The sequence below is a fragment of the Enterobacter sp. SA187 genome, assembly GCF_001888805.2.
Taxonomy (GTDB): domain Bacteria; phylum Pseudomonadota; class Gammaproteobacteria; order Enterobacterales; family Enterobacteriaceae; genus Enterobacter_D.
Window position 1 is genome coordinate 3,623,675 of sequence record NZ_CP019113.1, and the last position, 26,651, is coordinate 3,650,325.

A 26,651-nucleotide genomic window follows, 5' to 3' on the forward strand; every position below is an offset into this window, starting at 1 on the left:
CCACATGTTACGCGTGATAGACACCGAAACCTGCGATTTGCAGGGCGGCATCGTAGAAATTGCTTCCGTCGATATTATTGACGGCCAGATAGTGAATCCGATGAGCCATCTGGTGCGCCCGGATCGCCCTATCAGTCCGCAGGCAATGGCTATCCACCGTATCACGGAAGCGATGGTGGCGGATCAGCCATGGATCGAAGAGGTTATTCCCCATTATATGGGCAGTGAATGGTATGTCGCCCACAACGCCAGCTTTGACCGGCGCGTGCTGCCGGAAATGCCCGGCGAGTGGATCTGCACCATGAAGCTGGCGCGTCGGCTGTGGCCTGGGATCAAATACAGCAATATGGCGCTGTATAAATCCCGTAAACTGAATGTCCAGACCCCGGCCGGGCTGCATCATCACCGGGCGCTGTATGACTGCTACATTACCGCCGCGCTGCTGATTGATATTATGAATACTTCAGGCTGGACGCCGGACCAGATGGCGACCATTACCGGCCGCCCTGCCCTGATGACCACTTTTACCTTCGGCAAATATCGCGGTAAAGCGGTGTCGGAAGTGGCCGAACGCGATCCGGGCTACCTGCGCTGGCTGTTTAATAACCTGGATCGTATGAGTCCGGAGCTGCGCCTGACCCTTAAGCACTACCTTAACGATTAGTAGCCTGACGTCCCGGTAACGTGCCCTGCGCAAGGCCAATGAGAAACGCATATTCCAGCGCCACCCCTTCATAGGATTTGAAGCGGCCCGATTTCCCGCCGTGCCCGGAATCCATATCGGTGCACAGTAACAGCAGGTTGTCGTCGGTTTTCATTTCACGCAGCCTGGCGACCCATTTCGCCGGCTCCCAGTACTGCACCTGTGAATCGTGCAGCCCGGTGGTCACCAGCAGATGCGGATAGGCCTGCCGCTGGATATTGTCGTAGGGGCTGTAGCTCTTCATATAAGCGTAATATTCCGGATCCTGCGGGTTGCCCCACTCCTCAAACTCACCGGTGGTGAGCGGAATGGATTCGTCCAGCATGGTGGTCACCACATCCACAAAGGGTACCTGGGCTATCACACCGTGGAACAGATCCGGCCGCTGGTTAATCGCCACCCCCATTAACATGCCGCCCGCGCTGCCGCCCATGCCATAGCAATAGTGCGGCGAGCCGTAGCCCTGCGCGATAAGCGCGTCGCAGACGTCGATATAATCGTTGAAGGTGTTTTTCTTGCGCAGGAATTTGCCGTCCTCATACCAGGACTGTCCCAGTTCGCCGCCGCCGCGCACATGGGCGATGGCGTAAACAAAGCCGCGATCCAGCAAGCTGATACGGCTGCTGCTGAAATCGGCATCCATACTGGATCCGTAGGAGCCGTAACCATAAATCAGGATCGGGTTTTCCCCTTTACGGAAATGTTTGCGGTGGTATACCAGCGATACCGGCACTTCCACGCCATCCCGTGCTTTGATCCACAGATGTTCACTGCGGTAGTCGCTGGCCTCGAAACCCTGCACTTCCGTCTGCTTAAGCACGCGGCGCTCGCCGGTATCCATATCCAGTTCAAACAGCGTATCGGGCGTGGTCAGCGACGAATAGCCATAGCGCAGGCGCGACGTTTCCGGCTCAGGATTATACGCAAGCCAGGTGACATAGGCGGGATCGTCAAAGGCAATGCCGGTGACTTCACGGGTTTTGCGGTTGATCTGTCGCAGACTGGTCAATCCGCGCTGGCGCTCTTCCACCACCAGCCAGTCGGTAAAGAGCGTAAAGCCTTCCAGCATAATGGCGTCCCGCGGCGGGATCAGCACTTCCCATTTCGCCTCGCTGCGCACTTTGGTGCGGTAAAGGCCAAAGTTTTTGCCTTCGCGGTTAGAGCGCAGGTAAAAGGTATGCTGATAATGATCAAGATTGTACTCATGATCTTTACGCCTGGGCAAAAAGCGCAGCGGCTGGGCGTCCGGCAGCTCTGCATCCAGCAGTAACGACTCGCTGGTGGTGGCGCTGGAAAGCGAAATCACCACGTAGTGCTGTGAAGTGGTTTTGTGCAGGCTGACGTAAAAGGTCTCGTCCTGCTCTTCATAAACCAGTTCATCCTGACAGACAGGCGAGCCGACGGTATGACGCCAGACCTGATACGGCAGCAACGTCGTCGCGTGTTTGCGCACGTAGTACAGCGTTTCAGAGTCATTAACCCACACAAAGTCCGGCGTGACGTTGGCCAGCATCTCCGGATACCAGTTGCCGGTTTGCAGATTACGAAAGCGAATACCGTACTGGCGACGCGACAGATAATCTTCCGCCAGCGCCATAATATTATTGTCCGGCGAGATCGCCAGTCCGCCAAGGGTGTAGAACTCGCTGTGCGCGGCGCGTTTGTTGGCATCAAGCAGCACCTGCCACTCATCCCATTCGGAACTGAGCACCGACTGGCGCTGATAGATAGCGTATTCACAGCCCGGCTCATAGATATGCCGGTAACGGTAGCCGTTGCGGGTATAAGGCGCAGATACTTCGCGCTGGGGGATACGCCCAACGATTTCAGCCAGCAGACGCTCTTCCAGCGCCTGCTGCGATGCCATGACCTCGCGGCCATAGTCATTTTCCTGATGCAGGTAATCCAGCACTTCCGGCTGCGAGCGCGAGTCGTCCCGCAGCCAGTAGTAGTCGTCGATGCGTGTGTCGCCATGCGTGGTGATGGCGTGAGGAATTTTTCTGGCTTTTGGTGGCATAGCGTCTGTCTTTTGCAGTTTACACCCTATAAGGGTGGCAAAAGACACGCATGTTGCAAGCGCAGCGTGCCACCAGGGCGCAGATGATTAGCCGGGAAGCGCCAGCTTTTGCTGTTTGAGATCCTGTTCAATACCCTCGCGTACATCCTGCGGGATCTTCAGGGCATCCCCCAGTGCATTCAGATAGCTGCGCTCCATAAAGTGGTCGACATCAATGGCCGCACAGCTCAGGAAATAAATTTCCAGCGCTTCTTCTTCGTTTTTGATGCCGCGCGCCAGACGTTCAGGATCCAGCGGCTGTTCGATGGCCTGGGTGACCAGCGCTCTGCCCTGCTCTTCGACGCCCGCTTCGCGCATCTGGGCGTCGATGGCGGCACGTTCTTTGTCGTCGATATGTCCGTCGCTTTTAGCAGCGAAGACCAGCGCAAGGATCAGACGTTCAGTACGCACGTCCAGCGGTGAGCTTTGCACGCCATACTGCGGCTCATCCTGATGGGCGGCGCGCACCTTGTCTTTGTATTTGTTCCACAGCACGCTACCGGCGACGGCACCGCCGCCCACCAGCAGCGCGCTGGTACCGTATTTGGTTAACAGCTTGCGGGACGATTTGCTGGCAACCAGCAGCCCCGCCAGACCGCCCAGCGCGCCAGGCAGCATTTTGCTGAAACCCTGATCGCCCGACGACGTTGCCGATGCGCCTTTTTGCTTCAGCAGCGACTGTAATTGATCCATCCAGTTAGCCATGATTCCCCTCAAATAGCTGATGACAGTTGCCACAGCGTAAGCGAGGGGATGTCAGGAAACGTCTGTATCAGCAAAAGATGCGCAAATTCACGGGCGTTACTGCGCCTGATAATCCGCCCGCCCGGCTTTGCAGTCGACCTTCACCCGATAGTGGATATCGGTATTTTTACCGCGCACGGTCAGGGGCACGTTCCAGTTATCGTCCTTACCGGAAATCTCTTTGACGTTAATCCACGCCACCGGATCCGCCTGACCGAGTATTTCCTGATCGTCCGCCCAGCGTGCTATGCGATTTTGCAGATAATCACGCTTCACCGCGGCGGCGATGCCGTCTTCTTTCAGCCCTTCGCAACCCGGAAACTTCACCGACTTTTCATTGGCTGCCTGCGCCGCCATGCTGCCCGCCAGCAACACCAGACCAAATACTACCCCTGCTGTTTTCATGCTTTTCTCCTGTGAGCTAACCCACTCAAAGCATGGTACAAATTGCCGGCAGCGCAAGGACGGATCAGGCGGCTTTGGTGCGCTTCGGCGTCGGAATATCGGTCACGTTGACGTCAGACGGCGCGTCGTCGGTTTGTAACTTACCGGATTTGATGATGGTATTGAGCGTATCTTTCTGCTCCGCCATCCACATCGCCATTTGCTCGCGCTGTGCCTCATCCAGGGCTACCGGCCCCTGCGCCAGCCAGCTCTCCAGCACTTCCGCCAGATCGAGCATTTTGTCATAAGCATCGGCTTCCTTTTTGCTGGCAAAAGACATTTTTTCCTCACCTTCACGAATGACTACGTATTTAACTTCAACCGCCATGATGCAGCCTCACATTACTGGTTATTTATACAGTATATGATAACTGAACGCCCGGCTTAAGGCAAGCCGGGACGGAAGGAAAGGTCAGAACAGGATCGTCAGGCCAGGGTGGCGTTATCAATCACAAAGCGGTAATGCACATCACCTTTAAGCATGCGCTCGTAGGCCTCGTTGATCTCTTCGGCGCGGATCATTTCCACATCGGCGACAATCCCGTGTTCCGCACAGAAATCGAGCATCTCCTGGGTTTCCGGAATGCCGCCAATCATCGATCCGGCAATGGCCCGGCGCTTCGTGATGAGGTTGAACACTTCCGGCGGAGCGTGCGGCGTGGCGGGCGCGCCCACCAGCGTCATGGTGCCGTCGCGTTTGAGCAGCGTGATAAATGCGTCGAGGTTGTGCGGTGCCGCCACGGTATTAAGGATAAAGTCGAAGCTTTTAAGATGCGCTTCCATTTCGCTGGCGTTACGTGACACCACTACTTCATCGGCGCCCAGCGATTTTGCCGCCTCGCGCTTGGATTCGGAGGTGGTAAAGGCCACCACATGCGCGCCCATCGCGTGGGCCAGTTTTATGCCCATATGTCCCAGGCCGCCGATGCCCACGACGCCAACCTTTTTACCGGGGCCCGCCTGCCAGTGACGCAACGGCGAATACGTGGTGATCCCGGCGCACAGCAGCGGCGCCACCGCAGCCAGTTGATCTTCCGGATGGGTGATGCGCAGGACGTAGCGCTCATGCACCACAATCTGCTGAGAGTAACCGCCCAGCGTGTGGCCCGGCGCGTCCTGGGTTGGTCCGTTGTAGGTGCCGACCATGCCGTCGCAGTAGTTCTCCAGCCCCTCCTCGCAATCTTCGCACTGCTTACAGCTGTCGACAATACAGCCGACGCCCACCAGATCCCCCGCTTTAAAAGCAGAGACATGCTCGCCCACGGCGGTCACACGCCCGACAATTTCATGCCCCGGCACGCAGGGATATTGCGTCCCTGCCCATTCGGAGCGCACCTGGTGAATATCGGAGTGGCAGACGCCGCAAAAAGCGATATCGATTTTAACGTCATGGGCGCCAGGCTGACGGCGGGTAATTTCCATTGGTTCAAGAGGCTGCGTGCCGGTATGGGCACCATAAGCTTTGACAGTCATGGTAGAACTCCAGGTTATAAAGGGCTCAGGCAGAGGGTTCTGCACGTGAGGTCAGGAAAATCGGTCAAATAAACTCTCCTGATTGTAGATGCGAGTGTGTCAGATAGCAGGTTAATTGCCTGTGTACTGCTCGTCGCTGACCTTTTCCATCCACTCCACAACCTTGCCGTCTTCCGCTTCGGCAATCGCGATGTGGGACATACTGTTTTCCGGCGCGGCCCCATGCCAGTGCTTCACCCCTGCCGGGATCCAGACAATATCGCCGCTACGTATCTCACGCTGCGGACCGCCCCACTCCTGCACCCGTCCGGCACCGGCGATAACAATCAGCGTCTGTCCGAGAGGATGAGTATGCCATGCTGTGCGGGCTGAAGGTTCAAAGGTCACTGTGGCACCGCCTGATTTCGCAGGCTCAGTGCCCTGAAACGGCGCATCAATACGAACGTTGCCGGTGAAATACTCGGCCGGGCCTTTTACGGAGGGACTGGTAGTCGGGGTTAAGATCGTGATCATGGTGTTCTCCTTAAAATAACGGGGAGTGAAAAGTGTAAGTTGCCTGCGATTGATTGATAAGATATGCAAATCAGAATGCTCATGTGCATGGTATGCAACAATGTCGACAGAAAATCTCAACGATCTGCGCGCGTTTGCGCGGGTGGCTCAGGAGAAAAGCTTTACCCGGGCGGCGGCGCAGCTGGGTATGTCGCGCTCAGGACTGAGCCACGCGATAACCGCGCTGGAAGAACGGCTGGGGGTCCGGTTACTTATGCGCACCACACGTAGCGTGTCGCTGACGGAAGCAGGCCAGCGGCTTATCAATACGCTTGGGCCAATGCTTGATGATCTTGAACAGGAACTTAAAGCCCTGCGCTCATTCAGCATCAGTCCCGCTGGTACGGTTCGCATCACCGCCCACGATCACGCCATTGCATCTGCTATCTGGCCACGTTTAACGCCGTTGCTGGTGAAGAATCCTGAGATTACCCTGGAGCTAAGCGTGGATTATGGGCTGACGGACATTGTTGCCCAGCAGTTTGACGCCGGGGTCCGGGTGGGCAATATCGTGGATAAAGACATGATTGCGGTTCGTATCGGACCGGATTTCCGGATGGCGGTGGTGGCGGCCCCCGCATTCCTTCAGGGCAAAACGTTGCCGCTCACTCCCGGGGAATTAACATCCTACGCGTGCATCAATCTTCGCCTGCCGACACACGGGGGGCTGTATGCCTGGGACTTTGAAAAAGCAGGCAAATCCCTGTCAGTACGCGTCACAGGACAGGCAGTCTTCAATAATACCTACCTGATGTTGCAGGGTGCCATTGACGGGCTGGGTTTCGCCTATGTCCCCCGTGATCTTGCCCTTCCGCATATCGAGGAGCAACGGCTGATCCCGGTACTGGAAGACTGGTGTCCTCTTTTACCGGGTTATCATCTCTACTACACCAGCCGCCGTCAGGTGGCACCCGCCCTGCAGTGCGTTATCAATGCGCTACGCTACCAGTCTTAACAGACGCAAACGTTTTCGTTTATACTGCTGCCAACTTTTTTCAAGGGCAGGTTGTTATGACTTTATTAGGTACTGCGCTGCGTCCCGCAGCCACACGCGTGATGTTATTAGGCTCCGGTGAACTGGGTAAAGAGGTGGCAATCGAGTGCCAGCGGCTGGGTGTGGAAGTGATCGCCGTTGATCGCTATGCCGACGCGCCTGCCATGCACGTCGCTCATCGCGCCCACGTGATCAATATGCTGGATGGCGAGGCGTTGAAAGCGCTGGTCGCGCAGGAACAACCGCACTTTATCGTGCCGGAAATCGAAGCCATCGCCACGGATATGCTGGTGGCGCTGGAAGCCCAGGGGCAGCGCGTGGTGCCCTGCGCCCGCGCCGCGCAGTTAACCATGGATCGCGAAGGCATTCGTCGGCTGGCGGCCGAGGAATTAAAGCTGCCGACCTCCCGCTACCGCTTTGCCGATAACGAAGCGGCGTTCAGGGAGGCGGTGAATGAGATCGGTCTGCCGTGCATCATTAAACCGGTGATGAGTTCATCCGGCAAAGGCCAGAGCCTGATCCGCCATGCCGATCAGCTGGCCGATGCCTGGCGTTATGCGCAGCTGGGCGGCCGTGCCGGCGCGGGCCGGGTGATTGTCGAAGGGGTGGTGAATTTTGATTTTGAAATTACCCTGCTGACCATCAGCGCCGTTGACGGCGTACATTTTTGCGCGCCGATTGGCCATCGTCAGGAAGACGGCGATTATCGCGAATCCTGGCAGCCGCAGCAGATGAGCGCACTGGCGCAGCAGCGTGCCGAAGCGGTGGCCCGCGAGGTGGTGCTGGCGCTGGGTGGCCACGGGCTGTTTGGCGTTGAGCTGTTTGTGTGTGGCGATGAGGTGATTTTCAGTGAGGTGTCGCCGCGTCCGCACGATACCGGTATGGTGACGCTGATTTCGCAGGATCTTTCCGAGTTCGCCCTGCATGTGCGCGCGTTTCTTGGTTTACCGGTCGGCGGTATTCGTCAGTATGGCCCGTCAGCGTCCGCTGTTATTCTCCCCACACTTACCAGCCAGAATGTGACCTTTGATAACGTCGATGCCGCCACTGGCGCTGGGCTACAGGTGCGTTTATTTGGCAAACCGGAAATTGACGGTTCGCGTCGTCTGGGTGTGGTATTAGCGACGGCAGAAAATGTTGATGATGCGGTGGCGCGTGCCAGGACAGCAGCAGCCAGTGTGATGGTAAAAGGATAAAGCGCCCACATGCCCGGCAGCTTGCGCCGCCGGGCATGACGTCAGATTACTGCTTCGCGCCTTCAACGGCTTCGCGGGCCAGTCTGGTGATACGGTCGTAATCACCGGCTTCCAGCGCATCGGCCGGCACCAGCCAGGATCCACCGATGCAGAGCACGCTTTTCAGCGCCAGGTAGTCACGGTAGTTAGCTGGTGAGATACCGCCGGTCGGGCAGAAACGCACCTGCGAGAACGGACCTGCAATGGCCTGCAGCGCTTTGGTGCCGCCGTTGGCTTCCGCCGGGAAGAATTTGAACTCTTTCAGTCCATAGTCCATACCCAGCATCAGTTCGGAAACGGTGCTGATGCCAGGGATCAGCGGAATGGTGCCTTCGGTTGCCGCTTTCAGCAGCGGCTCCGTCAGACCCGGGCTGATGGCAAACTGGGCGCCCGCTTCAGTGACTTCCGCCAGCTGTGCCGGATTCAGTACGGTGCCTGCGCCGATGATAGCGTCCGGCACTTCTTTTGCGATGGCGCGGATAGCATCCATGGCGCACTCGGTGCGCAGGGTGACTTCCAGCACGCGTACGCCGCCAGCCACCAGGGCTTTCGCCATAGGTACAGCGTGTTCCAGTTTGTTAATCACGATCACCGGCACAACCGGGCCAGTTTTCAGGATTGCTTCTGCACTCGTTTTCCAGTTTTTCATCAGAGTTTTTTCTCTCGCCAGATCTACAATTTTTAAGTCTTAGAAAGTGATACAGGTCGCGCCCTGCTCCGCACCGGAGAGATTCTCGCGCAATGCGCTGAACATCTCGCGCCCTGTTCCCACGCGCGACGCGCTGAGGTCAGGAATGTGTGGCTGACGTGCGGCCAGTTCGGTTTCATCCACCAGCAGGGTTAATTCCCCTGTCTGTCCATTCACGCGGATGATGTCGCCATCACGTACTTTTGCCAGCAATCCGCCATCGTAGGCTTCCGGGGTGACATGAATTGCTGACGGCACTTTACCTGATGCACCAGAGAGCCGTCCATCAGTAACTAATGCAATTTTGAAACGGCGGTCCAATAATACACCAAGTGGCGGCATCAGTTTATGTAATTCTGGCATCCCGTTCGCTTTTGGCCCCTGATGACGGACAACAACCACGCAGTCACGATCCAGAAGACCCGCGTCAAAGGCAGGTAAGACGTCGTGCTGGCTTTCAAATACCACGGCCGGGGCTTCGATGATCTGGTTTTCCACCGGCACGGCGGACGTCTTCATCACCGCGCGTCCAAGGTTGCCGCTCAGCACTTTGGTGCCGCCATGGTGAGAGAAAGGTTTGTCGATGGTGGCGATCACATTCTCATCCAGTGAGCTGTCAGCCCCGTCGCGCCAGTCCAGCTCGCCATTGTTCAGCCATGGCTCCAGGGTGTAACGGGAAAGCCCGAAACCGGCGACGGTGTTCACGTCTTCATGCAGCAGACCGCCTTTCAGCAATTCACGCATCAGCAGCGGCACGCCGCCCGCCGCCTGGAAGTGGTTAATATCCGCCGGGCCATTCGGGTAGAGACGGGTCATCAGCGGCACGATGTCAGAGAGATCGGAGAAGTCATCCCAGTTGATGATAATGCCGGCCGCCCGCGCCATCGCCACCAGATGCATGGTGTGGTTGGTGGAGCCGCCGGTTGCCAGTAACGCAATAATGCCGTTGACGACGACTTTCTCGTCGAGCATTTTGCCGAGCGGCATCCATTCGTTGCCGTTGCCGGTCAGACGCGTCACCTGACGCGCCGCAGCGGCGGTCAGGGCTTCACGCAGCGGCGCGTCCGGGTGCACGAACGAGGAGCCGGGCAGTTGCATACCCATAAATTCCACCACCATCTGATTGGTGTTGGCAGTGCCGTAAAAGGTACAGGTACCTGGCGCATGGTAGGACGCGGCTTCGGACTCCAGCAGCGCCATGCGATCCACTTTGCCTTCCGCATACAGCTGGCGGATGCGAACCTTTTCTTTATTTGGCAGGCCGCTGGCCATCGGGCCTGAGGGCACAAAGATTGCCGGAAGATGGCCGAACGACAGCGCCGCCATGACAAGGCCGGGGACGATCTTATCGCACACGCCCAGGTAGAGCGCGCCATCAAACATATTATGCGACAGCCCCACCGCCGCCGACATGGCGATCACTTCGCGGCTCAGCAGCGACAGTTCCATGCCGTCCTGCCCCTGGGTGACACCGTCACACATGGCCGGGACACCGCCCGCCACCTGGCCGACGGCGTTTGCCTCATGCAGCGCTTTACGAATAATGTCCGGATATTTTTCATAAGGCTGATGGGCGGACAGCATGTCGTTATAGGAGGTAATAATCGCGATGTTATTGCGCAGCATGCTTTTCAGCGACGCTTTGTCATCCGGCTGGCAGGCGGCAAAACCGTGCGCCAGGTTGCCACAGGCCAGTGATGAACGGTGCACCGTTTCGCTTTTCGCCTTCTCAATACGGGCAAGGTAGTCAGCGCGCGTCTCGCGGGAACGTTCGATAATTCGTTCTGTTACCCGTAACATTTTTGCATTCATAGAAGCTCCTGAAATTATCTGTCATGGGCGGGGGTAAACATTCGACATGTTCCGGCATTAAACCTGCGGTACGCCGTCGCCCGGTGGCAAAATCGCTTCAGCCAGTGTAATAAAAAAAGCCCCGTGGGTGAATCCACACGGGGCTTAAAAGCTGAAATATTACTCAGGAGTCTGAGTCAGATCATGTTACCGGTAAAATAAGAGCCTTCCGGTTACTCAAACTCATTCCATGAACGACCATCACGGGTGATCATCGCAACTGAAGCCACCGGCCCCCAGGTGCCTGCCTGATACGGCTTAGGCGCATCGTTGTCCATCGCCCAGGCTTCAGTGATGGAGTCCACCCACTTCCAGGCTTCTTCCACTTCATCACGACGCACGAACAGCGCCTGGATGCCACGCATGGTTTCCAGCAGCAGACGTTCGTAGGCATCGGCAAGATGCGTCTGGTTAAAGGTTTCGGAGTAGCTCAGATCAAGTTTGGTGGTTTGCAGATTATGCTTGTGATCCAGACCCGGCACTTTGTTGAGGATCTGAATATCCACACCTTCGTCCGGTTGCAGACGAATGGTCAGCTTGTTCTGCGGCAGATCCTGCCAGGAGTCTTTAAACAGGTTCAGTTGTGGCGTGGTGAAATAGACCACCACTTCAGAGCACTTCGCCGGCAAACGCTTACCGGTGCGCAGGTAGAACGGCACGCCCGCCCAGCGCCAGTCGTCGATATCCACGCGGATCGCCACGAAGGTTTCGGTGTTACTGGATTTGTTCGCGCCCTCTTCTTCCAGATAGCCCGGCACTTTTTTGCCCTGAGCGAAACCGGCGGTGTACTGGCCGCGCACGGTTTTTTCACGCACGTTGGAGCGATCGATACGGCGCAGGGATTTCAGCACTTTCACTTTTGCGTCGCGGATGCTGTCCGCAGACAGATCAGACGGCGGAGACATGGCGATCATGCAGAGAATTTGCAGCAGGTGGTTCTGGATCATGTCGCGCATCTGACCGGCCTGATCGAAGTAACCCCAGCGGCCTTCGATACCCACTTCCTCGGCCACGGTAATTTCCACGTGATCGATGGTGCGGTTATCCCAGTTGTTCACAAACAGCGAGTTGGCAAAACGCAGCGCCAGCAGGTTAAGCACCGTCTCTTTACCAAGGTAGTGGTCGATACGGTATACCTGGCACTCTTCAAAATACTCGCCCACCTGGTCATTGATTTCGCGGGAGGTTTCCAGCGACGTACCCAGCGGTTTTTCCATTACCACGCGCGCCGGTTTGGCGTTCAGCTTCGCTTCACCAAGGCCTTTGCAAATCGCGCCGAAGGTGCTTGGCGGCATAGCGAAATAGTTGATGGTAACGCGGTTTTCCTGATCCAGCATCTCGCCGAGACGCTTAAAGGATTTAGTGTCATTGACATCCAGATTGCAGAAATCGAGGCGTCCGCTCAGCGTGTCCCACAAACTTTCATCGATCTTCTCTTTCATGAAAGTTTCCAGCGCTTCGCGCACCACTTTGGTGTACGCCGCTTTGTCCCAGTCGGCACGCCCGACGCCCAGGATCCGCGTTTCAGGATGGATCTGACCCGCTTTTTCCAGTTGATACAGGGAAGGCAGCAATTTCCGGCGTGCGAGGTCGCCTTTCGCGCCGAAAATGACCAGGTCACATGCCTGGGCTGTTTGCGTTACCGCCATGTCATTCTCCTCAGTTAGCTATCCTGGTGCTTCTGCCAGGCCTTAGTTGTAATTTTATTACAGTGCACTGTACTGCTTTTACGTGATTACCGAAACCGTTAACGTTTTGCCGCTTGTGCGCTAAAGACATCAGGGCGTACGTACAGGCCAATTGCCCTGAAATATCAGGGTTTTTGCACGGGGTCGGTGTCACTAAAATCCGACCCTGATCATGTAATGAAAAAAAACAACAACTTTTCGGGTTGTTATTTACCCATAATCACGTCACAAGAGTAATATCGAGTTACACGCACCGCGGTTTCATCCATTTCTGGAATCGATTTTACCCAAGAGCGCCCTGTTAAACATGAATATGCTGGAAAAGATCCAGTCTCAACTGGAACACCTTAGCAAATCCGAACGCAAAGTGGCGGAAGTGATCCTCGCCTCCCCCGATCAGGCTATCCATTCCAGTATCGCTGCCCTTGCCCAGCAGGCCTCCGTCAGCGAACCTACCGTTAACCGGTTCTGCCGTAGCCTGGATACCCGCGGCTTTCCCGATTTTAAGCTACATCTGGCACAAAGTCTGGCAAATGGTACACCTTATGTGAACCGTAATGTGGACGAAGACGACAGCGTGGAAGCCTATACCGGTAAGATTTTCGAATCGGCGATGGCGACGCTGGATCATGTGCGGCAGTCCCTTGATATGGCGGCGGTTAACCGGGCGGTGGATTTGCTCACCCAGGCGAAAAAAATCGCCTTCTTCGGCCTTGGCTCGTCCGCTGCCGTAGCCCATGACGCGATGAATAAGTTTTTTCGCTTCAATGTGCCGGTGGTGTATACCGACGATATCGTTTTGCAACGCATGAGCTGTATGAATTGTAGTGAAGACGATGTGGTGGTGCTCATCTCCCACACCGGGCGCACCAAAAGTCTGGTGGAGCTGGCACAGTTAGCGCGCGAAAACGACGCCATGGTCATTGCCATTACTTCTGCCGGTACGCCGCTGGCGCGGGAAGCCACGCTCTCCATTACGCTTGACGTGCCGGAAGATACCGATATTTACATGCCGATGGTGTCGCGGCTGGCGCAGCTGACGGTCATTGATGTGCTGGCAACGGGCTTTACCCTGCGTCGTGGGGCAAAATTCAGAGATAACTTGAAGCGAGTCAAGGAAGCGCTGAAAGAATCGCGCTTTGATAAGGAACTCCTCGTCAGAGGGGAAAACATTAAAAGTTGATAACAAAGTTGTAACTTATTACGCCATTCGGTTAAGTTCATAGCGGCCCACAGAGGCGCACGATGTCACCGAATTTTTAATTCACGCAACACCGGTTGTTTCAGTCAACGGAGTAATACATGTCCAGAAGGCTTCGCAGAACCAAAATCGTTACCACCCTGGGTCCGGCCACCGATCGCGATAATAACCTTGAGAAAATTATCGCCGCGGGCGCCAACGTGGTGCGCATGAACTTCTCACACGGCACGGCAGAAGATCATAAATTGCGTGCCGATAAAGTGCGCGAGATTGCGGCAAAACTGGGACGTCATGTTGCTATTCTTGGCGATTTGCAGGGTCCAAAAATCCGTGTTTCCACCTTCAAAGAAGGCAAAGTTTTCCTCAACATCGGCGATAAGTTTCTGCTTGACGCCAACCTCGGCAAAGGCGAAGGCGATAAAGAGCGCGTCGGTATCGACTATAAAGGCTTACCCGCTGATGTGGTGCCGGGCGACATTCTGCTGCTCGACGACGGTCGCGTGCAGTTAAAAGTGCTCGAAGTTCAGGGCATGAAAGTGTTCACCGAAGTGACCGTGGGCGGACCGCTGTCGAACAATAAAGGCATCAATAAACTGGGCGGCGGCTTGTCTGCGGAAGCCCTGACCGACAAAGATAAAGCCGACATCCTGACCGCCGCGCAAATCGGCGTCGACTACCTGGCCGTCTCCTTCCCGCGCTGCGGCGAAGATCTGAACTATGCCCGTCGCCTCGCCCGTGACGCGGGCTGCGACGCCAAAATCGTCGCCAAAGTGGAACGTGCCGAAGCGGTATGCAGCCAGGACGCGATGGATGATGTGATCCTGGCCTCCGACGTGGTGATGGTTGCCCGTGGCGATCTGGGCGTTGAAATCGGCGACCCGGAACTGGTAGGCATTCAGAAAGCGTTGATCCGTCGCGCCCGTCAGCTGAACCGCGCGGTGATCACCGCCACCCAGATGATGGAATCGATGATCACCAACCCGATGCCGACCCGTGCGGAAGTGATGGACGTGGCGAACGCCGTTCTGGATGGTACGGATGCGGTGATGCTGTCAGCGGAAACGGCGGCCGGTCAGTATCCGGCGGAAACCGTGGCGGCGATGGCCCGCGTGTGCCTGGGGGCGGAGAAGATCCCAAGCATTAACGTTTCCAAGCATCGCCTGGATATTCAGTTTGATAACGTTGAAGAAGCGATTGCCATGTCGGCGATGTACGCCGCGAACCACCTGAAAGGCGTGACGGCTATCATTTCCATGACCGAATCGGGCCGTACGGCGTTAATGACGTCACGTATATCTTCCGGGCTGCCGATCTTCGCTATGTCCCGTCATGAGCGTACGCTGAACCTGACCGCCCTGTACCGTGGCGTGACGCCGGTGTACTTCGACAGCAGCGCCGACGGCGTGGTGGCGGCGAATGAAGCCGTGACCCTGCTGCGCGATAAAGGCTATCTGGTGTCCGGCGATCTGGTGATTGTGACGCAGGGCGATGTGATGGGTACTGTGGGTACTACCAATACCACCCGTATTCTGACCGTCGAATAAGTAGTTGTGCCCGGCGGCGCTTTGCTTGCCGGGCCTACCCGCTTCGTAGGCCCGTGCAAGCGCAGCGCCGCCGGGCATTTAAAACGGCTACTTCTTCGGAAAAAGCTCTTTACGCTTGTACGGCTCTTTTTCCCCTGGCCTGCGCGTTTTCAACAGCTTAAGGATCCAGGTGTACTGCTCCGGGTGCGGACGTACAAAAACTTCCACCTCTTCGTTCATACGCCGGGCAATGGTCGTATCGTCTGCGGTCATCAAATCGTCCATCGGCGGACGCACCTGAATGGTCAGCCGGTGCGTGGCGCTGTCATACACCGGGAACAATGGTACAACGCGCGCACGGCATACTTTCATCAACCGCCCAATGGCGGGCAGCGTCGCTTTATAGGTGGCGAAGAAATCGACGAATTCGCTGTGCTCTGCGCCATGATCCTGATCGGGCAGATAGTAGCCCCAGTAACCCTGACGTACTGACTGGATAAAGGGCTTGATGCCATCGTTACGTGCATGCAGCCGTCCGCCAAAGCGACGACGCACGGTGTTCCAGACGTAATCAAAGACCTTATTCCCCTGATTATGGAACATAGCGGCCATAGGCTGCCCGGTTGCCGCCATCAGCATCGCCGGAATGTCCACGCCCCAGCCATGCGGCACAAGGAAAATCACTTTTTCGTTGTTGCGGTGCATCTCATCAATGATTTCGCGGCCCTGCCAGTCAATACGCGGCAGGATTTTTTCCGGCCCGCGCATGGCAAGCTCGGCCATCAGCACCATCGATTGCGGCGCGGTGGCGAACATCTCATCAATAATGTCTTCGCGCTGCGCGTCGCTCAGTTCAGGAAAGCAGTACAGAAGATTGATCTGCGCGCGGCGGCGGGCGCTTTTGCCCATCCGTCCACCCAAACGCCCCAGTTTTGCCAGCAAGGGATCGCGCACTGACGGCGGGATCATCGCCACACCGGCGAAAGCCATTACCCCAAGCCAGGCGCCCCAGTAGCGCGGATGTAAAAATTCCCTTTCGAATTCAGGGAGGTATTCACTGTTATTTTTTTTCGTTTCCATGCATCTTCCAGGGTCTGCGGACTCGGGTAAGAAAAAGATAATGCGTAAGTGTAGCGAGGCTGACTTATCCGCACAAAAGAAAAAGCCGGGTATGCACTATCACCCGGCTTATTTCGTACGTTACTTAATCGAACCGAAGCTGCGGTATAACCTCTTTGACCTGCGCGAGGTAATCGCGACGATCCGAACCAGTCAGCCCTTCGGTGCGCGGCAGTTTCGCCGTCAGTGGGTTTACCGCCTGCTGGTTGATCCACACTTCATAATGCAGATGCGGGCCAGTGGAGCGGCCAGTGTTGCCGGAGAGCGCAATGCGGTCGCCGCGTTTCACTTTCTGCCCCTCTTTGACCAGCAGTTTGCGTAAATGCATATAGCGGGTGGTATAGGTGCGACCGTGACGGATGGCCACGTAATAGCCTGCCGCCCCGCTGCGTTTCGCCACTACCACTTCGCCGTCGCCCACGGAGAGTACCGGCGTGCCCTGCGGCATGGCGAAGTCGACGCCTTTATGTGGCGCTACGCGCCCGGTAACCGGGTTTAAGCGACGCGGATTGAAGTTTGAAGAGACGCGGAACTGTCTCGAGGTCGGGAAACGCAGGAAGCCCTTCGCCAGCCCGGTACCGTTACGGTCATAGAATTTACCGTCTTCAGCACGAATGGCGTAATAATCTTTCCCTTCTGAACGCAAACGCACGCCGAGCAACTGGCTCTGTTCACGCTTGCCGTCCAGCATTTCGCGGGACATGAATACCGAGAATTCATCGCCTTTCTTCAGCTTACGGAAATCCATCTGCCACTGCATGGCTTTGATCACCGCGCTGATTTCCGCGCTGGTCAGGCCGGCATTTTTGGCGCTGCTGACGAAGCTGCCGCCCACGGTGCCGTTAAGCGTTGAGTTAACCCAGTCGCCCTTCTGAATTTCGGCGCTCATTTTAAAGCCGTTATCAGCGCGATCGTAAGTACGGGTTTCGCGGCGCGACATTTCCCAGGTCATGCGCTGCAGTTCACCGGCATCATTTAGCGTCCAGGAGATCTGCTGACCAATTTTCAGGTTACGCAGATCCTTATCCGCCGAGGCTAACTGGCTGATATCGCCCATATCGATGCCGTACTGATTGAGGATGCTGCTCAGGGTGTCGCCGGTGGAAACGACATATTCATGTACGCCCGTTTCGTTCGCCGTTTTATCGTCCAGCTCATCCTGCGGAATGGCTTCCACTTCATCCGGCATGGTCTGATCGATAGGTTCACTGGCTTCAGGGAGCAAAGAACGTATTTCGCTTTTTTCCAGTTCGATGGTTTTTACAATGGGTGCGGACTGGGATTGGGGGTGATAGACATAGGGTCGCCAGACGGCGACCGCTAATGTGAGAACAGTAAGAGACCCCAGCATAACGCGATGGGGGCGTGGCAGATTATTAAACGCCAGGCTGACCGCGCGGGCTATCTGTTGCACGTATTCACTTCCTCGTTATTCTCCTTTCAGGCAGCCCGAGTACTGGTTGGCGAGTTGAGTCAGGAACTGGGGATAGCTCGCTTTACTCAATTTGATACTGGTTCCAAGCGGATCCAGGGTCCCCATGCGAACTGAGGTACCTCTCGCAACAGCTTCAATAACGGCTGGCCTGAACTGTGGCTCAGCAAAAACGCAGGTTGCTTTTTGCTCAACCAACTGTGTTCTGATTTCATGTAAACGCTGAGCACCAGGCTGAATTTCAGGGTTAACGGTGAAATGACCAAGAGACGTCAGACCATAATGTTTTTCAAAGTAGCCGTAGGCGTCATGAAAAACGAAGTACCCTTTACCTTTCAGCGGTGCCAGCTCTTTACCCACCTGCTCATCGGTTTGGGCTAATTGTGCCTCAAAATCCTTCAGGTTGGCGTCAAGTTTGGCTCGACTTTGCGGCATAACTTCCACTAATTTTTGATGGATTGCAACCGCTGCCAGCCGCGCTACGTCTGGCGAAAGCCAAATATGCATGTTGTATTCGCCATGATGGTGATGGTGGTCACCATTTTCATCATGATCGTGGCCGCCTTCATGTTCGTGCTCGTCTTCCTCAGCGCCTTTCATCAGCAAAGGTTTCACGCCGGGCAGCTCGGCCATCACCACTTGTTTCGCCTGCGGGATTTTTTGCGTGGTCTTTTGCATGAAGGCTTCCATGTCCGGCCCCACCCAGACAACTAAGTCCGCGCTCTGTAAGCGTTTTACATCGGACGGGCGCAGCGCATAATCATGCTCAGACGCGCCATCCGGCAGTAAGACTTCTGTGTTAGTGACGCCATCAGCAATAGCCGACGCAATGAATCCGATTGGCTTAAGTGAGGTTACTACGGCTGCATTTGCGCCTGTACTCAGGCCAGCCCATAAAGCAGCGGAAACCGCTGCGCAAAGAAGCGTATTTTTATGTAACATAATGCGACTTATCATCGTAATGAATTGGTGGAATGTGATATTATAACATTCTGTCACTTGTGCAAGTCTTTAAACGCTATGACTAATTTAGTTTCACTTGAAAAAGTCTCTGTCTCTTTCGGTCAACGCCGCGTCTTGTCTGACATTTCGCTGGAACTGAAACCGGGGAAAATTTTAACCTTACTGGGGCCAAACGGCGCCGGGAAATCGACGCTCGTGCGGGTGGTATTGGGCCTGGTAGCAGCGGATGCGGGCGTGATCAAGCGCGATAAGCAGCTGCGCATTGGCTATGTGCCGCAGAAATTGCATCTCGACGCCACGCTGCCGTTAACCGTCAGCCGTTTTTTGCGTCTGCGTCCGGCAACCCGTAAAGCGGACATTTTGCCTGCGCTTAAACGCGTGCAGGCGGGGCATCTCATTGACGCGCCGATGCAGAAACTCTCCGGCGGGGAAACCCAGCGGGTGCTGCTGGCGCGCGCGCTGCTTAACCGCCCGCAGCTGCTGGTGCTGGATGAACCCACCCAGGGCGTGGACGTTAACGGTCAGGTGGCGCTTTATGATCTGATAGACCAGTTACGCCGCGAACTGGATTGCGCCGTGCTGATGGTGTCCCACGATCTGCATCTCGTGATGGCGAAAACCGATGAAGTACTGTGCCTGAATCATCACATCTGCTGTTCCGGCACGCCGGAAGTGGTTTCCATGCATCCGGAATTTATTTCAATGTTTGGCCCGCGCGGCGCTGAACAGCTCGGTATCTATCGCCATAACCATAATCATCGTCACGATTTGCAGGGACGCATTGTACTGCGTCGGGGAAATGGACACTCATGATCGAATTATTACTCCCCGGCTGGCTGGCCGGAATTATGCTGGCCTGTGCCGCCGGTCCGCTTGGTTCTTTTGTTGTCTGGCGTCGGATGTCTTATTTTGGCGATACGCTGGCGCATGCCTCACTGCTTGGCGTGGCCTTTGGCCTGATGCTGGACGTCAATCCGTTCTATGCGGTGATCGCCGTTACGCTGTTGCTTGCAGCCGGTCTGGTGTGGCTGGAAAAACGTCCTCACCTTGCCATTGATACCCTGCTGGGCATTATGGCGCACAGTGCGCTGTCGCTGGGTCTGGTGGTAGTCAGCCTGATGTCAAACATCCGCGTCGACCTGATGGCCTACCTGTTTGGCGATCTGCTGGCGGTGACGCCGGAAGATTTGCTGTCTATCGCCATCGGCGTGACGGTGGTGATCGGCATTCTGCTCAGCCAGTGGCGCAATCTGCTTGCCATGACCATCAGCCCGGATCTGGCCTTTGTGGACGGCGTAAAACTGCAACGGGTGAAATTACTGCTGATGCTGGTGACCGCCCTGACGATTGGGGTGGCGATGAAATTTGTCGGCGCGCTGATTATCACGTCGCTGCTGATCATTCCTGCCGCGACGGCGCGGCGCTTCGCCCGTACGCCGGAACAGATGGCGGGCGTGGCCGTGGGTATTGGCGTTGTCGCGGTGACCGGCGGTTTAACCTTCTCTGCTTTTTACGACACCCCTGCCGGTCCGTCGGTGGTGCTGTGCGCCGCAGCGCTGTTTATTCTGAGTATGCTGAAGAAACAGGCAGCGTAATGCAGGCCGCCTGCCCTCTCCGCACCGGAGAGGGCAAAAGCGCGGTTACGGCATGGCGGGCGGCGTGATGCCGAAGTGATCCCAGGCCCTGATCGTCGCCATACGGCCGCGCGGGGTGCGCTGTAAAAAGCCCTGCTGGATGAGAAATGGCTCCAGCACGTCCTCAATAGTTTCCCGCTCTTCGCCAATGGCCGCGGCGAGGTTATCCAGCCCAACGGGGCCGCCAAAGAATTTATCGATCACCGCCAGCAGCAGCTTGCGGTCCATATAGTCAAAGCCTTCCGCATCCACATTAAGCATATCCAGCGCCTGTGCCGCGATTTCCAGCGAAATGGTGCCGTCGTGTTTGACTTCCGCAAAGTCACGCACGCGGCGCAACAGGCGGTTGGCGATACGCGGCGTGCCGCGGGAGCGTTTAGCCACTTCCCAGGCACCCTCTTCGCTCAGCTCCAGCCCCATAAAGCGCGCGCTGCGCCCGACGATATGCTGGAGATCGGCCACCTGGTAAAACTCAAGGCGCTGCACAATACCGAAACGGTCGCGCAGCGGCGACGTCAGGGAACCGGCGCGAGTGGTTGCACCGATCAACGTAAAGGGCGGCAAATCGATTTTAATCGAGCGGGCCGCCGGGCCTTCGCCGATCATAATATCCAGCTGGTAATCTTCCATCGCCGGATAGAGCACTTCTTCCACTACCGGCGATAAACGGTGGATCTCATCGATAAAGAGCACATCATGAGGTTCAAGGTTGGTCAGCATGGCGGCCAGATCGCCGGCCTTTTCCAGTACCGGGCCGGATGTGGTGCGCAGGTTAACGCCCATTTCGTTGGCGACAATATTCGCCAGCGTGGTTTTCCCAAGCCCTGGCGGGCCGAAAATCAGCAGATGATCCAGCGCATCGCCGCGCAGCTTCGCCGCCTGAATAAAAATCTCCATCTGCGAGCGTACCTGCGGCTGACCGATGTATTCGTCGAGCAGTTTAGGGCGGATCGCCCGATCCACCGCTTCTTCTGGCGTCAGGTTTACGGCCGACACGAGACGGTCTGCTTCAATCATCCTTTACTACCTCACATTGCAGCGCGGAGCGCTTCACGGATAAGATTTTCACTGCTCGCACCCGGCTGAGCAATTTTACTCACCATGCGGCTGGCTTCCTGAGGTTTATATCCCAGCGCCACCAGCGCAGCAACTGCTTCCTGCTCGGCATCATCTTCCGCAGGACCGGCCGGCGATGCCAGCACCAGATCGCTGGCGGGGGTGAAGAGATCGCCATGCAGGCCTTTGAAGCGGTCTTTCATTTCGACAATCAAGCGTTCTGCCGTTTTCTTACCGATACCTGGTAATTTGGTCAGCGCCACGGGATCTTCGCGCTCCACGGCATTTACGAACTGTTGAGCGGACATACCGGAGAGAATAGCCAGCGCCAGCTTCGGCCCGACGCCGTTGGTTTTGATCAGCTCGCGAAACAGCGTGCGCTCCTGCTTATTGTTAAAACCGTACAGCAGCTGCGCGTCTTCGCGTACCACAAACTGCGTAAAGACGATGGCTTCCTGCCCGGCATCGGGCAGTTCATAAAAACAGGTCATTGGCATATGCACTTCATAGCCTACGCCACCCGTCTCAAGCAGTACCAGCGGGGGTTGTTTTTCGAGAATAATGCCTCTGAGTCTGCCTATCACATCGCGCTCCTGCGTTAATGGCAAAGTTATTGGGGGCTATCATATAAAAAAGGCTGGATAAATATCCAGCCTGATTTGCAATTATCGCAACCGCCCGCGCGCCAGATTGAGCCGGCTGTCGCTGATTTGCACCGCATTCTGACTGACATGACAGTGCGTAATGGCGATGGCCAGCGCATCGGCGGCATCGGCCTGCGGATTGGCGGGCAGTTTCAGCAGCGTGCGTACCATGTGCTGCACCTGGCTTTTCTCCGCGCTGCCGGTACCCACCACCGTCTGTTTAACCTGCCGTGCGGCATATTCAAACACAGGAAGATCCTGGTTGACGGCGGCGACAATCGCCACGCCACGCGCCTGCCCCAGCTTCAGCGCCGAGTCGGCGTTTTTCGCCATAAACACCTGTTCAATGGCGAAATAATCCGGCCGGAACTGGGTGATGATTTCCGTCACGCCCGCGTAAATGAGCTTCAGGCGGGACGGTAAATCATCGACTTTGGTGCGAATACAGCCGCTGCCGAGGTAGGTCAACTGTCTGCCAACCTGACGGATAACGCCATAACCGGTGATGCGTGAGCCGGGGTCAATACCGAGAATAATCGACATCACGCGCCTCCGTCGTTAAGGCCTGCCTGGCACGTCATTCTAACGTAGCCGCAACCTCATCAGAGATCTCGCCGTTATGGTAAACTTCCTGCACGTCATCGCAGTCTTCCAGCATGTCGATCAGGCGCAGCAGTTTCGGCGCGGTTTCGGCATCCATATCGGCTTTGGTGGACGGGATCATGGAGACTTCTGCCGCGTCGGCTTTCAGGCCCGCCGCTTCCAGCGCATCTTTCACCGCACCCATCTCTTCCCAGGCGGTATAAACGTCGATGGCGCCGTCATCGTAGGTCATCACGTCTTCCGCACCGGCTTCCAGCGCTGCTTCCATGATGGTGTCTTCATCGCCCTTTTCAAAAGAGATGACGCCTTTTTTGCTGAACAGATAGGCCACAGAGCCGTCAGTGCCAAGGTTGCCGCCGCATTTGTTAAACGCGTGACGCACTTCCGCCACCGTACGGTTGCGGTTATCAGAGAGGCATTCAACCATTACCGCCGTGCCGCCAGGACCGTAACCTTCATAAATGATGGTTTCCATCTGCGCATCGTCGTCACCGCCCACACCGCGCGCGATGGCACGGTTTAAGGTGTCGCGTGTCATGTTGTTAGACAGCGCTTTATCCACTGCCGCACGCAGGCGCGGGTTAGAGCCGACGTCAGCGCCGCCCAGACGGGCAGCCGTGACCAGCTCACGGATAATTTTGGTAAAGATCTTACCGCGTTTGGCATCCTGTGCCGCTTTGCGGTGTTTGGTGTTGGCCCATTTACTATGACCTGCCATAAAAATATCTCCAAAAGCCTCGCCCTTTCAGGCGGCGTTAATTACAAATTCTTCAATCGCCTGCCGGTTGCTCCATGATTTGGTTAATGCAGCCGCAGCGGGCGCATCCAGCCAGCGGTAGGTCAGATGTTCCGTAAACACAATCTGCCGCTCATGGGGCAGCGCAAGACAGAACCAGGATTCCGTATTGCGCTCAATACCCGGCGCGTAGCGATGACGCAAATGAGTAAAGATCTCAAACTCCACCGTGCGCTGACAGTCGACTAAGGTCAGTTGCTCTTGCACAACGTCGATAACGACCTCTTCCTTTACTTCACGCAGGGCGGCCTGCGACGCGGTTTCCCCCTCCTCCAGGCTGCCGGTTACCGACTGCCAGAAATCAGGATCGTCGCGTCGCTGCAACATCAGCACCCGTTTCGTGTCCTGCGCATAAATCACCACCAGCACGGAAACGGGACGCTTATATTGCATATTATTTATTCTCCGGGGACTCTTTTTTGATCACCTGAATACCCAGTTCGGTCAGGGACGCGTCGTTAGCAAAACTTGGCGCTTCCGTCATCAGACAGGCGGCTGCGGTGGTTTTCGGGAACGCGATCACATCACGAATGTTGTCGGTGCCGGTAAGCAGCATGGTCAGGCGATCCAGACCAAAAGCGAGGCCCGCATGCGGCGGCGTACCGTATTTCAGGGCGTCCAGCAGGAAGCCGAATTTCTCGCGCTGTTCCTGTTCGGTGATGCCGAGAATGCCGAACACGGTCTGCTGCATTTCAGTGCGGTGAATACGCACGGAACCGCCGCCCACTTCGTAACCGTTGATCACCATGTCGTAGGCGTTGGCGATAGCCGTTTCCGGCGCTGCTTTCAGCTCTTCCGGCGTCATGTTGCTCGGCGCGGTGAACGGGTGGTGCATCGCGGTCAGGCCGCCTTCGCCGTCGTCTTCGAACATCGGGAAGTCGATAACCCACAGCGGCGCCCATTTGGACTCGTCGGTCAGGTTCAGATCTTTACCCAGCTTCAGACGCAGCGCGCCCAGCGCATCGGCAACCACTTTCTTGTTGTCGGCGCCGAAGAAAATCATATCGCCATCCTGCGCGTCAGTGCGGGCAAGGATCGCTTCCACAATCTCAGCGTTAAGGAATTTCGCCACCGGGCTGGTGATGCCTTCCAGACCTTTCGCGCGCTCGGTCACTTTAATATAGGCCAGGCCTTTCGCGCCGTAGATCTTAATGAAGTTGCCGTAGTCGTCGATCTGTTTACGGCTTAACGCCGCGCCACCTGGCACACGCAGGGCCGCCACGCGGCCTTTGGGGTCGTTCGCCGGGCCTGCGAAGACCGCAAACTCCACGTCTTTCAGCAGATCGGCGACGTCCACCAGCTCCATCGGGTTACGCAGATCCGGTTTATCGGAACCGTAACGACGCTCGGCTTCCGCGAAGGTCATCTGCGGGAACTCGCCGAGATCCACGCCTTTAATGTCCAGCCACAGCTGGCGGATCAGCGCTTCCATCACTTCACGCACCTGCGGCGCAGTCATGAAAGAGGTTTCCACGTCGATCTGGGTAAATTCTGGCTGACGGTCAGCACGTAAATCTTCGTCGCGGAAGCATTTAACGATCTGATAGTAGCGGTCAAAACCGGACATCATCAGCAGCTGTTTGAAAAGCTGCGGCGACTGCGGCAGCGCGTAGAATTTACCTTTGTGCACACGTGAAGGCACTAAATAGTCGCGCGCGCCTTCCGGCGTAGCTTTGGTCAGCATCGGGGTTTCGATGTCGAGGAAGCCGTGATCGTCCATAAAGCGGCGCACGAAGCTGGTGATTTTGGCGCGCGTTTTCAGGCGGGTCGCCATTTCCGGGCGACGCAGATCCAGGTAACGGAATTTCAGACGCGCTTCTTCGGTGTTGACGTGATTGGAGTCCAGCGGCAGCGATTCTGAACGGTTGATGATCTCCAGATCGGTGGCCAGCACTTCGATTTCGCCGGTCGCCATGTCGCTGTTGATGTTTTTCTCGTCACGGCGGCGTACGGTGCCGGTGACTTTAATGCAGAACTCATTACGCAGTTCGGAGGCCAGCTTTAATGCGTCCGCGCGATCCGGATCGAAAAACACCTGCACGATACCTTCGCGGTCGCGCATATCGATAAAGATCAGGCTGCCGAGATCACGGCGACGGTTGACCCAACCACACAGAGTCACCTGCTGCCCCTCGTGGGACAGTCGAAGCTGTCCGCAATATTCTGTACGCATGAGATATCCCTTAACTTTGCCGCAGGCCGATTGTCGCCTGCCGTGCAGGCCACGTTGTCGCAGCGTTAGCCTAATGTCACAACTGGATGAAAAAAGGGGGTTATTATACTGGAAATTCTGGCGGACGATAAGTGCCACGCCGTGCGGACGCGCGATTGCTGCGCGCTTATTGCGTAATCTCACAAAAATTAACAATATTTGTCAGCCGCGCTACCCTTTTATACAGGTAAGGTAAACGCGATGTCATTCAATAAACGGGAGTTATTATGCTGGAACTGAACGCCGCCACCACCGCACTGGTCGTTATCGATTTGCAGGAGGGGATCCTGCCCTTTGCCGGTGGCCCGCACAGCGCCGGGGATGTGGTGGCCCGCGCCGCGCGGCTGGCGGAACAATGTCGCCTTAAAGGCGCGCCGGTGGTGATGGTGCGCGTCGGCTGGTCTGCGGATTTTGCCGAAGCGCTGAAACAGCCCGTAGATGCCGCGATCCCGGCCCACTCGCTGCCGGACAACTGGTGGGATTACCCTCTTGCGCTGGGTAAAAAAGAGAGCGATCTGGAAGTAACCAAACGTCAGTGGGGCGCGTTTTACGGCACCGATCTGGAAATGCAGCTGCGTCGCCGTGGCATCGACACCATTATTCTCTGCGGGATCTCCACCAATATCGGCGTCGAGTCCACCGCCCGTAACGCCTGGGAAATGGGCTTTAAGCTTGTGGTGGTGGAAGACGCCTGTAGCGCCGCCAGCAGCGAGCAGCATCTCGGCAGCATGACCAACATCTTCCCGCGCATCGGCCGCGTACGCAGCACCGAAGAGGTGCTGGCAGCCTTATGATCTACATCGGGCTGCCGCAATGGTCGCACCCGAAATGGGCGCGGCTTGGTATTCAGGGACTTGAAGACTACGCCCGACACTTCAACTGCGTGGAGCGGGGAATTTAAAAATCACTAAAGAACGCCCAAGAGCATGTGTATTCTTTGTGTATTCATAACGTTATAAACATAGCTCATATGAAATTCGCTAAAGTTCATATGAGCACAAATGCCCCATACGTGCCCCAGAACATTTTAGTTTGCCCCA

26 protein-coding genes and 1 pseudogene are annotated in these 26,651 nt (G+C 56.3%); 9 read left to right on the top strand and 18 right to left on the bottom strand.

The features are described 5' to 3' along the window. Positions 1–4 precede the first annotated feature (4 nt). A complete protein-coding gene (gene exoX / locus BMF08_RS17330; RefSeq protein ID WP_072568776.1) occupies positions 5–664 on the top strand; it encodes an exodeoxyribonuclease X in 660 nt (219 codons plus the stop codon). On the opposite strand, the gene ptrB is transcribed toward exoX, so the two are convergent. The 6 genes from ptrB to BMF08_RS17360 all read right to left on the bottom strand — a co-directional run bounded on the left by ptrB (position 654) and on the right by BMF08_RS17360 (position 5,933). Further along, the gene (gene ptrB / locus BMF08_RS17335) at positions 654–2,720 is read right to left on the bottom strand and encodes an oligopeptidase B (RefSeq protein WP_072568777.1); all 2,067 of its coding nucleotides are present in this window, start codon (positions 2,718–2,720) and stop codon (positions 654–656) included. The two genes, exoX and ptrB, sit on opposite strands and share 11 nt — an antisense overlap. 87 nt (positions 2,721–2,807) lie before the next feature. After that, the gene (locus tag BMF08_RS17340) at positions 2,808–3,464 is read right to left on the bottom strand and encodes a tellurite resistance TerB family protein (protein ID WP_072568778.1); all 657 of its coding nucleotides are present in this window, start codon (positions 3,462–3,464) and stop codon (positions 2,808–2,810) included. Between the two features lie 96 nt (positions 3,465–3,560). Then, positions 3,561–3,908 carry a protein YebF gene (yebF, locus tag BMF08_RS17345; protein ID WP_072568779.1) on the bottom strand — a complete coding sequence of 116 codons (348 nt, stop codon included), beginning with the start codon at positions 3,906–3,908 and terminating at the stop codon, positions 3,561–3,563. A 64-nt stretch (positions 3,909–3,972) separates the two neighbouring features. Then, on the bottom strand, positions 3,973–4,275 hold the full coding sequence (locus BMF08_RS17350) for a YebG family protein (protein WP_072568780.1): 303 nt from the start codon (positions 4,273–4,275) through the stop codon (positions 3,973–3,975). Between the two features lie 98 nt (positions 4,276–4,373). Continuing rightward, on the bottom strand, positions 4,374–5,420 hold the full coding sequence (locus BMF08_RS17355; protein WP_072568781.1) for an NAD(P)-dependent alcohol dehydrogenase: 1,047 nt from the start codon (positions 5,418–5,420) through the stop codon (positions 4,374–4,376). Between the two features lie 111 nt (positions 5,421–5,531). Further along, positions 5,532–5,933 (bottom strand): (R)-mandelonitrile lyase, encoded by a 402-nt coding sequence (locus BMF08_RS17360; protein WP_083580930.1) that lies wholly within the window; start codon positions 5,931–5,933, stop codon positions 5,532–5,534. Between the two features lie 100 nt (positions 5,934–6,033). On the opposite strand from BMF08_RS17360, the gene BMF08_RS17365 reads away from it, so the two are divergent. Then, the gene (locus tag BMF08_RS17365; protein ID WP_072568783.1) at positions 6,034–6,927 is read left to right on the top strand and encodes a LysR family transcriptional regulator; all 894 of its coding nucleotides are present in this window, start codon (positions 6,034–6,036) and stop codon (positions 6,925–6,927) included. 56 nt (positions 6,928–6,983) lie between these two features. Then, positions 6,984–8,162, top strand: a complete 1,179-nt coding sequence (gene purT, locus BMF08_RS17370) for a formate-dependent phosphoribosylglycinamide formyltransferase (protein WP_072568784.1) — start codon at positions 6,984–6,986, stop codon at positions 8,160–8,162. Between the two features lie 46 nt (positions 8,163–8,208). Here the strand turns inward: purT and kdgA are convergent, their stop codons facing one another. The 3 genes from kdgA to zwf all read right to left on the bottom strand — a co-directional run bounded on the left by kdgA (position 8,209) and on the right by zwf (position 12,389). After that, complete coding sequence (gene kdgA, locus BMF08_RS17375; RefSeq protein WP_072568785.1) at positions 8,209–8,850, bottom strand: bifunctional 4-hydroxy-2-oxoglutarate aldolase/2-dehydro-3-deoxy-phosphogluconate aldolase; 642 nt, start codon at positions 8,848–8,850, stop codon at positions 8,209–8,211. Between the two features lie 39 nt (positions 8,851–8,889). Beyond that, on the bottom strand, positions 8,890–10,701 hold the full coding sequence (gene edd, locus BMF08_RS17380) for a phosphogluconate dehydratase (protein WP_072568786.1): 1,812 nt from the start codon (positions 10,699–10,701) through the stop codon (positions 8,890–8,892). A 212-nt stretch (positions 10,702–10,913) separates the two neighbouring features. After that, positions 10,914–12,389: a glucose-6-phosphate dehydrogenase gene (zwf, locus tag BMF08_RS17385; RefSeq protein ID WP_072568787.1), complete on the bottom strand. Its 1,476-nt coding sequence runs from the start codon at positions 12,387–12,389 to the stop codon at positions 10,914–10,916. Positions 12,390–12,735: 346 nt separating this feature from the next. Between zwf and BMF08_RS17390 the strand changes: the two genes are divergently transcribed. Further along, on the top strand, positions 12,736–13,611 hold the full coding sequence (locus BMF08_RS17390) for a MurR/RpiR family transcriptional regulator (protein WP_072568788.1): 876 nt from the start codon (positions 12,736–12,738) through the stop codon (positions 13,609–13,611). Between the two features lie 119 nt (positions 13,612–13,730). Beyond that, the gene (gene pyk, locus BMF08_RS17395) at positions 13,731–15,173 is read left to right on the top strand and encodes a pyruvate kinase (RefSeq protein WP_072568789.1); all 1,443 of its coding nucleotides are present in this window, start codon (positions 13,731–13,733) and stop codon (positions 15,171–15,173) included. An 87-nt stretch (positions 15,174–15,260) separates the two neighbouring features. On the opposite strand, the gene lpxM is transcribed toward pyk, so the two are convergent. From lpxM to znuA, 3 genes are all read right to left on the bottom strand, one after another. Next, a complete protein-coding gene (gene lpxM, locus BMF08_RS17400) occupies positions 15,261–16,232 on the bottom strand; it encodes a lauroyl-Kdo(2)-lipid IV(A) myristoyltransferase (RefSeq protein ID WP_072568790.1) in 972 nt (323 codons plus the stop codon). 124 nt (positions 16,233–16,356) lie between these two features. Next, positions 16,357–17,685, bottom strand: coding sequence for a murein DD-endopeptidase MepM (gene mepM, locus BMF08_RS17405; RefSeq protein WP_072568791.1), 1,329 nt, complete (start codon positions 17,683–17,685; stop codon positions 16,357–16,359). A gap of 15 nt (positions 17,686–17,700) precedes the next feature. Beyond that, positions 17,701–18,645: a zinc ABC transporter substrate-binding protein ZnuA gene (gene znuA, locus BMF08_RS17410; protein ID WP_158684899.1), complete on the bottom strand. Its 945-nt coding sequence runs from the start codon at positions 18,643–18,645 to the stop codon at positions 17,701–17,703. Between the two features lie 78 nt (positions 18,646–18,723). On the opposite strand from znuA, the gene znuC reads away from it, so the two are divergent. Both znuC and znuB read left to right on the top strand, forming a co-directional pair. Beyond that, positions 18,724–19,479 (top strand): zinc ABC transporter ATP-binding protein ZnuC, encoded by a 756-nt coding sequence (gene znuC, locus BMF08_RS17415; protein WP_072568793.1) that lies wholly within the window; start codon positions 18,724–18,726, stop codon positions 19,477–19,479. Then, complete coding sequence (znuB, locus tag BMF08_RS17420; RefSeq protein WP_072568794.1) at positions 19,476–20,261, top strand: zinc ABC transporter permease subunit ZnuB; 786 nt, start codon at positions 19,476–19,478, stop codon at positions 20,259–20,261. Before znuC ends, znuB begins: the two co-directional genes overlap by 4 nt. Positions 20,262–20,306: 45 nt before the next feature. On the opposite strand, the gene ruvB is transcribed toward znuB, so the two are convergent. From ruvB to aspS, 6 genes are all read right to left on the bottom strand, one after another. Continuing rightward, positions 20,307–21,317 carry a Holliday junction branch migration DNA helicase RuvB gene (gene ruvB / locus BMF08_RS17425; RefSeq protein ID WP_072568795.1) on the bottom strand — a complete coding sequence of 337 codons (1,011 nt, stop codon included), beginning with the start codon at positions 21,315–21,317 and terminating at the stop codon, positions 20,307–20,309. Between the two features lie 11 nt (positions 21,318–21,328). Then, on the bottom strand, positions 21,329–21,940 hold the full coding sequence (gene ruvA, locus BMF08_RS17430; RefSeq protein ID WP_072568796.1) for a Holliday junction branch migration protein RuvA: 612 nt from the start codon (positions 21,938–21,940) through the stop codon (positions 21,329–21,331). 81 nt (positions 21,941–22,021) lie between these two features. Continuing rightward, positions 22,022–22,543 carry a crossover junction endodeoxyribonuclease RuvC gene (ruvC, locus tag BMF08_RS17435; protein ID WP_072568797.1) on the bottom strand — a complete coding sequence of 174 codons (522 nt, stop codon included), beginning with the start codon at positions 22,541–22,543 and terminating at the stop codon, positions 22,022–22,024. A 34-nt stretch (positions 22,544–22,577) separates the two neighbouring features. Further along, positions 22,578–23,321 carry a YebC/PmpR family DNA-binding transcriptional regulator gene (locus BMF08_RS17440; RefSeq protein ID WP_072568798.1) on the bottom strand — a complete coding sequence of 248 codons (744 nt, stop codon included), beginning with the start codon at positions 23,319–23,321 and terminating at the stop codon, positions 22,578–22,580. A gap of 27 nt (positions 23,322–23,348) precedes the next feature. Beyond that, on the bottom strand, positions 23,349–23,792 hold the full coding sequence (nudB, locus tag BMF08_RS17445) for a dihydroneopterin triphosphate diphosphatase (RefSeq protein WP_072568799.1): 444 nt from the start codon (positions 23,790–23,792) through the stop codon (positions 23,349–23,351). 1 nt (position 23,793) lies between these two features. Beyond that, positions 23,794–25,572: an aspartate--tRNA ligase gene (gene aspS / locus BMF08_RS17450; protein WP_072568800.1), complete on the bottom strand. Its 1,779-nt coding sequence runs from the start codon at positions 25,570–25,572 to the stop codon at positions 23,794–23,796. Positions 25,573–25,838: 266 nt separating this feature from the next. Between aspS and BMF08_RS17455 the strand changes: the two genes are divergently transcribed. Both BMF08_RS17455 and BMF08_RS21375 read left to right on the top strand, forming a co-directional pair. Continuing rightward, positions 25,839–26,405: a hydrolase gene (locus BMF08_RS17455; RefSeq protein WP_072568801.1), complete on the top strand. Its 567-nt coding sequence runs from the start codon at positions 25,839–25,841 to the stop codon at positions 26,403–26,405. After that, positions 26,402–26,500 (top strand): annotated as a pseudogene (locus BMF08_RS21375) (DUF72 domain-containing protein); the annotation flags it as partial. The gene BMF08_RS17455 and the pseudogene BMF08_RS21375, both read left to right, overlap by 4 nt. Between the last annotated feature and the right edge of the window lie 151 nt (positions 26,501–26,651).

What these genes read in the sequence shown, in the direction of transcription:
- exoX (WP_072568776.1), top strand. Translation starts at nt 5, where the DNA reads ATGTTACGCGTGATAGACACCGAAACCTGCGATTTGCAGGGCGGCATC.
- ptrB (WP_072568777.1), bottom strand. Translation starts at nt 2,720, where the DNA reads ATGCCACCAAAAGCCAGAAAAATTCCTCACGCCATCACCACGCATGGC.
- BMF08_RS17340 (WP_072568778.1), bottom strand. Translation starts at nt 3,464, where the DNA reads ATGGCTAACTGGATGGATCAATTACAGTCGCTGCTGAAGCAAAAAGGC.
- yebF (WP_072568779.1), bottom strand. Translation starts at nt 3,908, where the DNA reads ATGAAAACAGCAGGGGTAGTATTTGGTCTGGTGTTGCTGGCGGGCAGC.
- BMF08_RS17350 (WP_072568780.1), bottom strand. Translation starts at nt 4,275, where the DNA reads ATGGCGGTTGAAGTTAAATACGTAGTCATTCGTGAAGGTGAGGAAAAA.
- BMF08_RS17355 (WP_072568781.1), bottom strand. Translation starts at nt 5,420, where the DNA reads ATGACTGTCAAAGCTTATGGTGCCCATACCGGCACGCAGCCTCTTGAA.
- BMF08_RS17360 (WP_083580930.1), bottom strand. Translation starts at nt 5,933, where the DNA reads ATGATCACGATCTTAACCCCGACTACCAGTCCCTCCGTAAAAGGCCCG.
- BMF08_RS17365 (WP_072568783.1), top strand. Translation starts at nt 6,034, where the DNA reads ATGTCGACAGAAAATCTCAACGATCTGCGCGCGTTTGCGCGGGTGGCT.
- purT (WP_072568784.1), top strand. Translation starts at nt 6,984, where the DNA reads ATGACTTTATTAGGTACTGCGCTGCGTCCCGCAGCCACACGCGTGATG.
- kdgA (WP_072568785.1), bottom strand. Translation starts at nt 8,850, where the DNA reads ATGAAAAACTGGAAAACGAGTGCAGAAGCAATCCTGAAAACTGGCCCG.
- edd (WP_072568786.1), bottom strand. Translation starts at nt 10,701, where the DNA reads ATGAATGCAAAAATGTTACGGGTAACAGAACGAATTATCGAACGTTCC.
- zwf (WP_072568787.1), bottom strand. Translation starts at nt 12,389, where the DNA reads ATGGCGGTAACGCAAACAGCCCAGGCATGTGACCTGGTCATTTTCGGC.
- BMF08_RS17390 (WP_072568788.1), top strand. Translation starts at nt 12,736, where the DNA reads ATGAATATGCTGGAAAAGATCCAGTCTCAACTGGAACACCTTAGCAAA.
- pyk (WP_072568789.1), top strand. Translation starts at nt 13,731, where the DNA reads ATGTCCAGAAGGCTTCGCAGAACCAAAATCGTTACCACCCTGGGTCCG.
- lpxM (WP_072568790.1), bottom strand. Translation starts at nt 16,232, where the DNA reads ATGGAAACGAAAAAAAATAACAGTGAATACCTCCCTGAATTCGAAAGG.
- znuA (WP_158684899.1), bottom strand. Translation starts at nt 18,645, where the DNA reads ATGTTACATAAAAATACGCTTCTTTGCGCAGCGGTTTCCGCTGCTTTA.
- znuC (WP_072568793.1), top strand. Translation starts at nt 18,724, where the DNA reads ATGACTAATTTAGTTTCACTTGAAAAAGTCTCTGTCTCTTTCGGTCAA.
- znuB (WP_072568794.1), top strand. Translation starts at nt 19,476, where the DNA reads ATGATCGAATTATTACTCCCCGGCTGGCTGGCCGGAATTATGCTGGCC.
- ruvB (WP_072568795.1), bottom strand. Translation starts at nt 21,317, where the DNA reads ATGATTGAAGCAGACCGTCTCGTGTCGGCCGTAAACCTGACGCCAGAA.
- ruvC (WP_072568797.1), bottom strand. Translation starts at nt 22,543, where the DNA reads ATGTCGATTATTCTCGGTATTGACCCCGGCTCACGCATCACCGGTTAT.
- BMF08_RS17440 (WP_072568798.1), bottom strand. Translation starts at nt 23,321, where the DNA reads ATGGCAGGTCATAGTAAATGGGCCAACACCAAACACCGCAAAGCGGCA.
- nudB (WP_072568799.1), bottom strand. Translation starts at nt 23,792, where the DNA reads ATGCAATATAAGCGTCCCGTTTCCGTGCTGGTGGTGATTTATGCGCAG.
- aspS (WP_072568800.1), bottom strand. Translation starts at nt 25,572, where the DNA reads ATGCGTACAGAATATTGCGGACAGCTTCGACTGTCCCACGAGGGGCAG.
- BMF08_RS17455 (WP_072568801.1), top strand. Translation starts at nt 25,839, where the DNA reads ATGCTGGAACTGAACGCCGCCACCACCGCACTGGTCGTTATCGATTTG.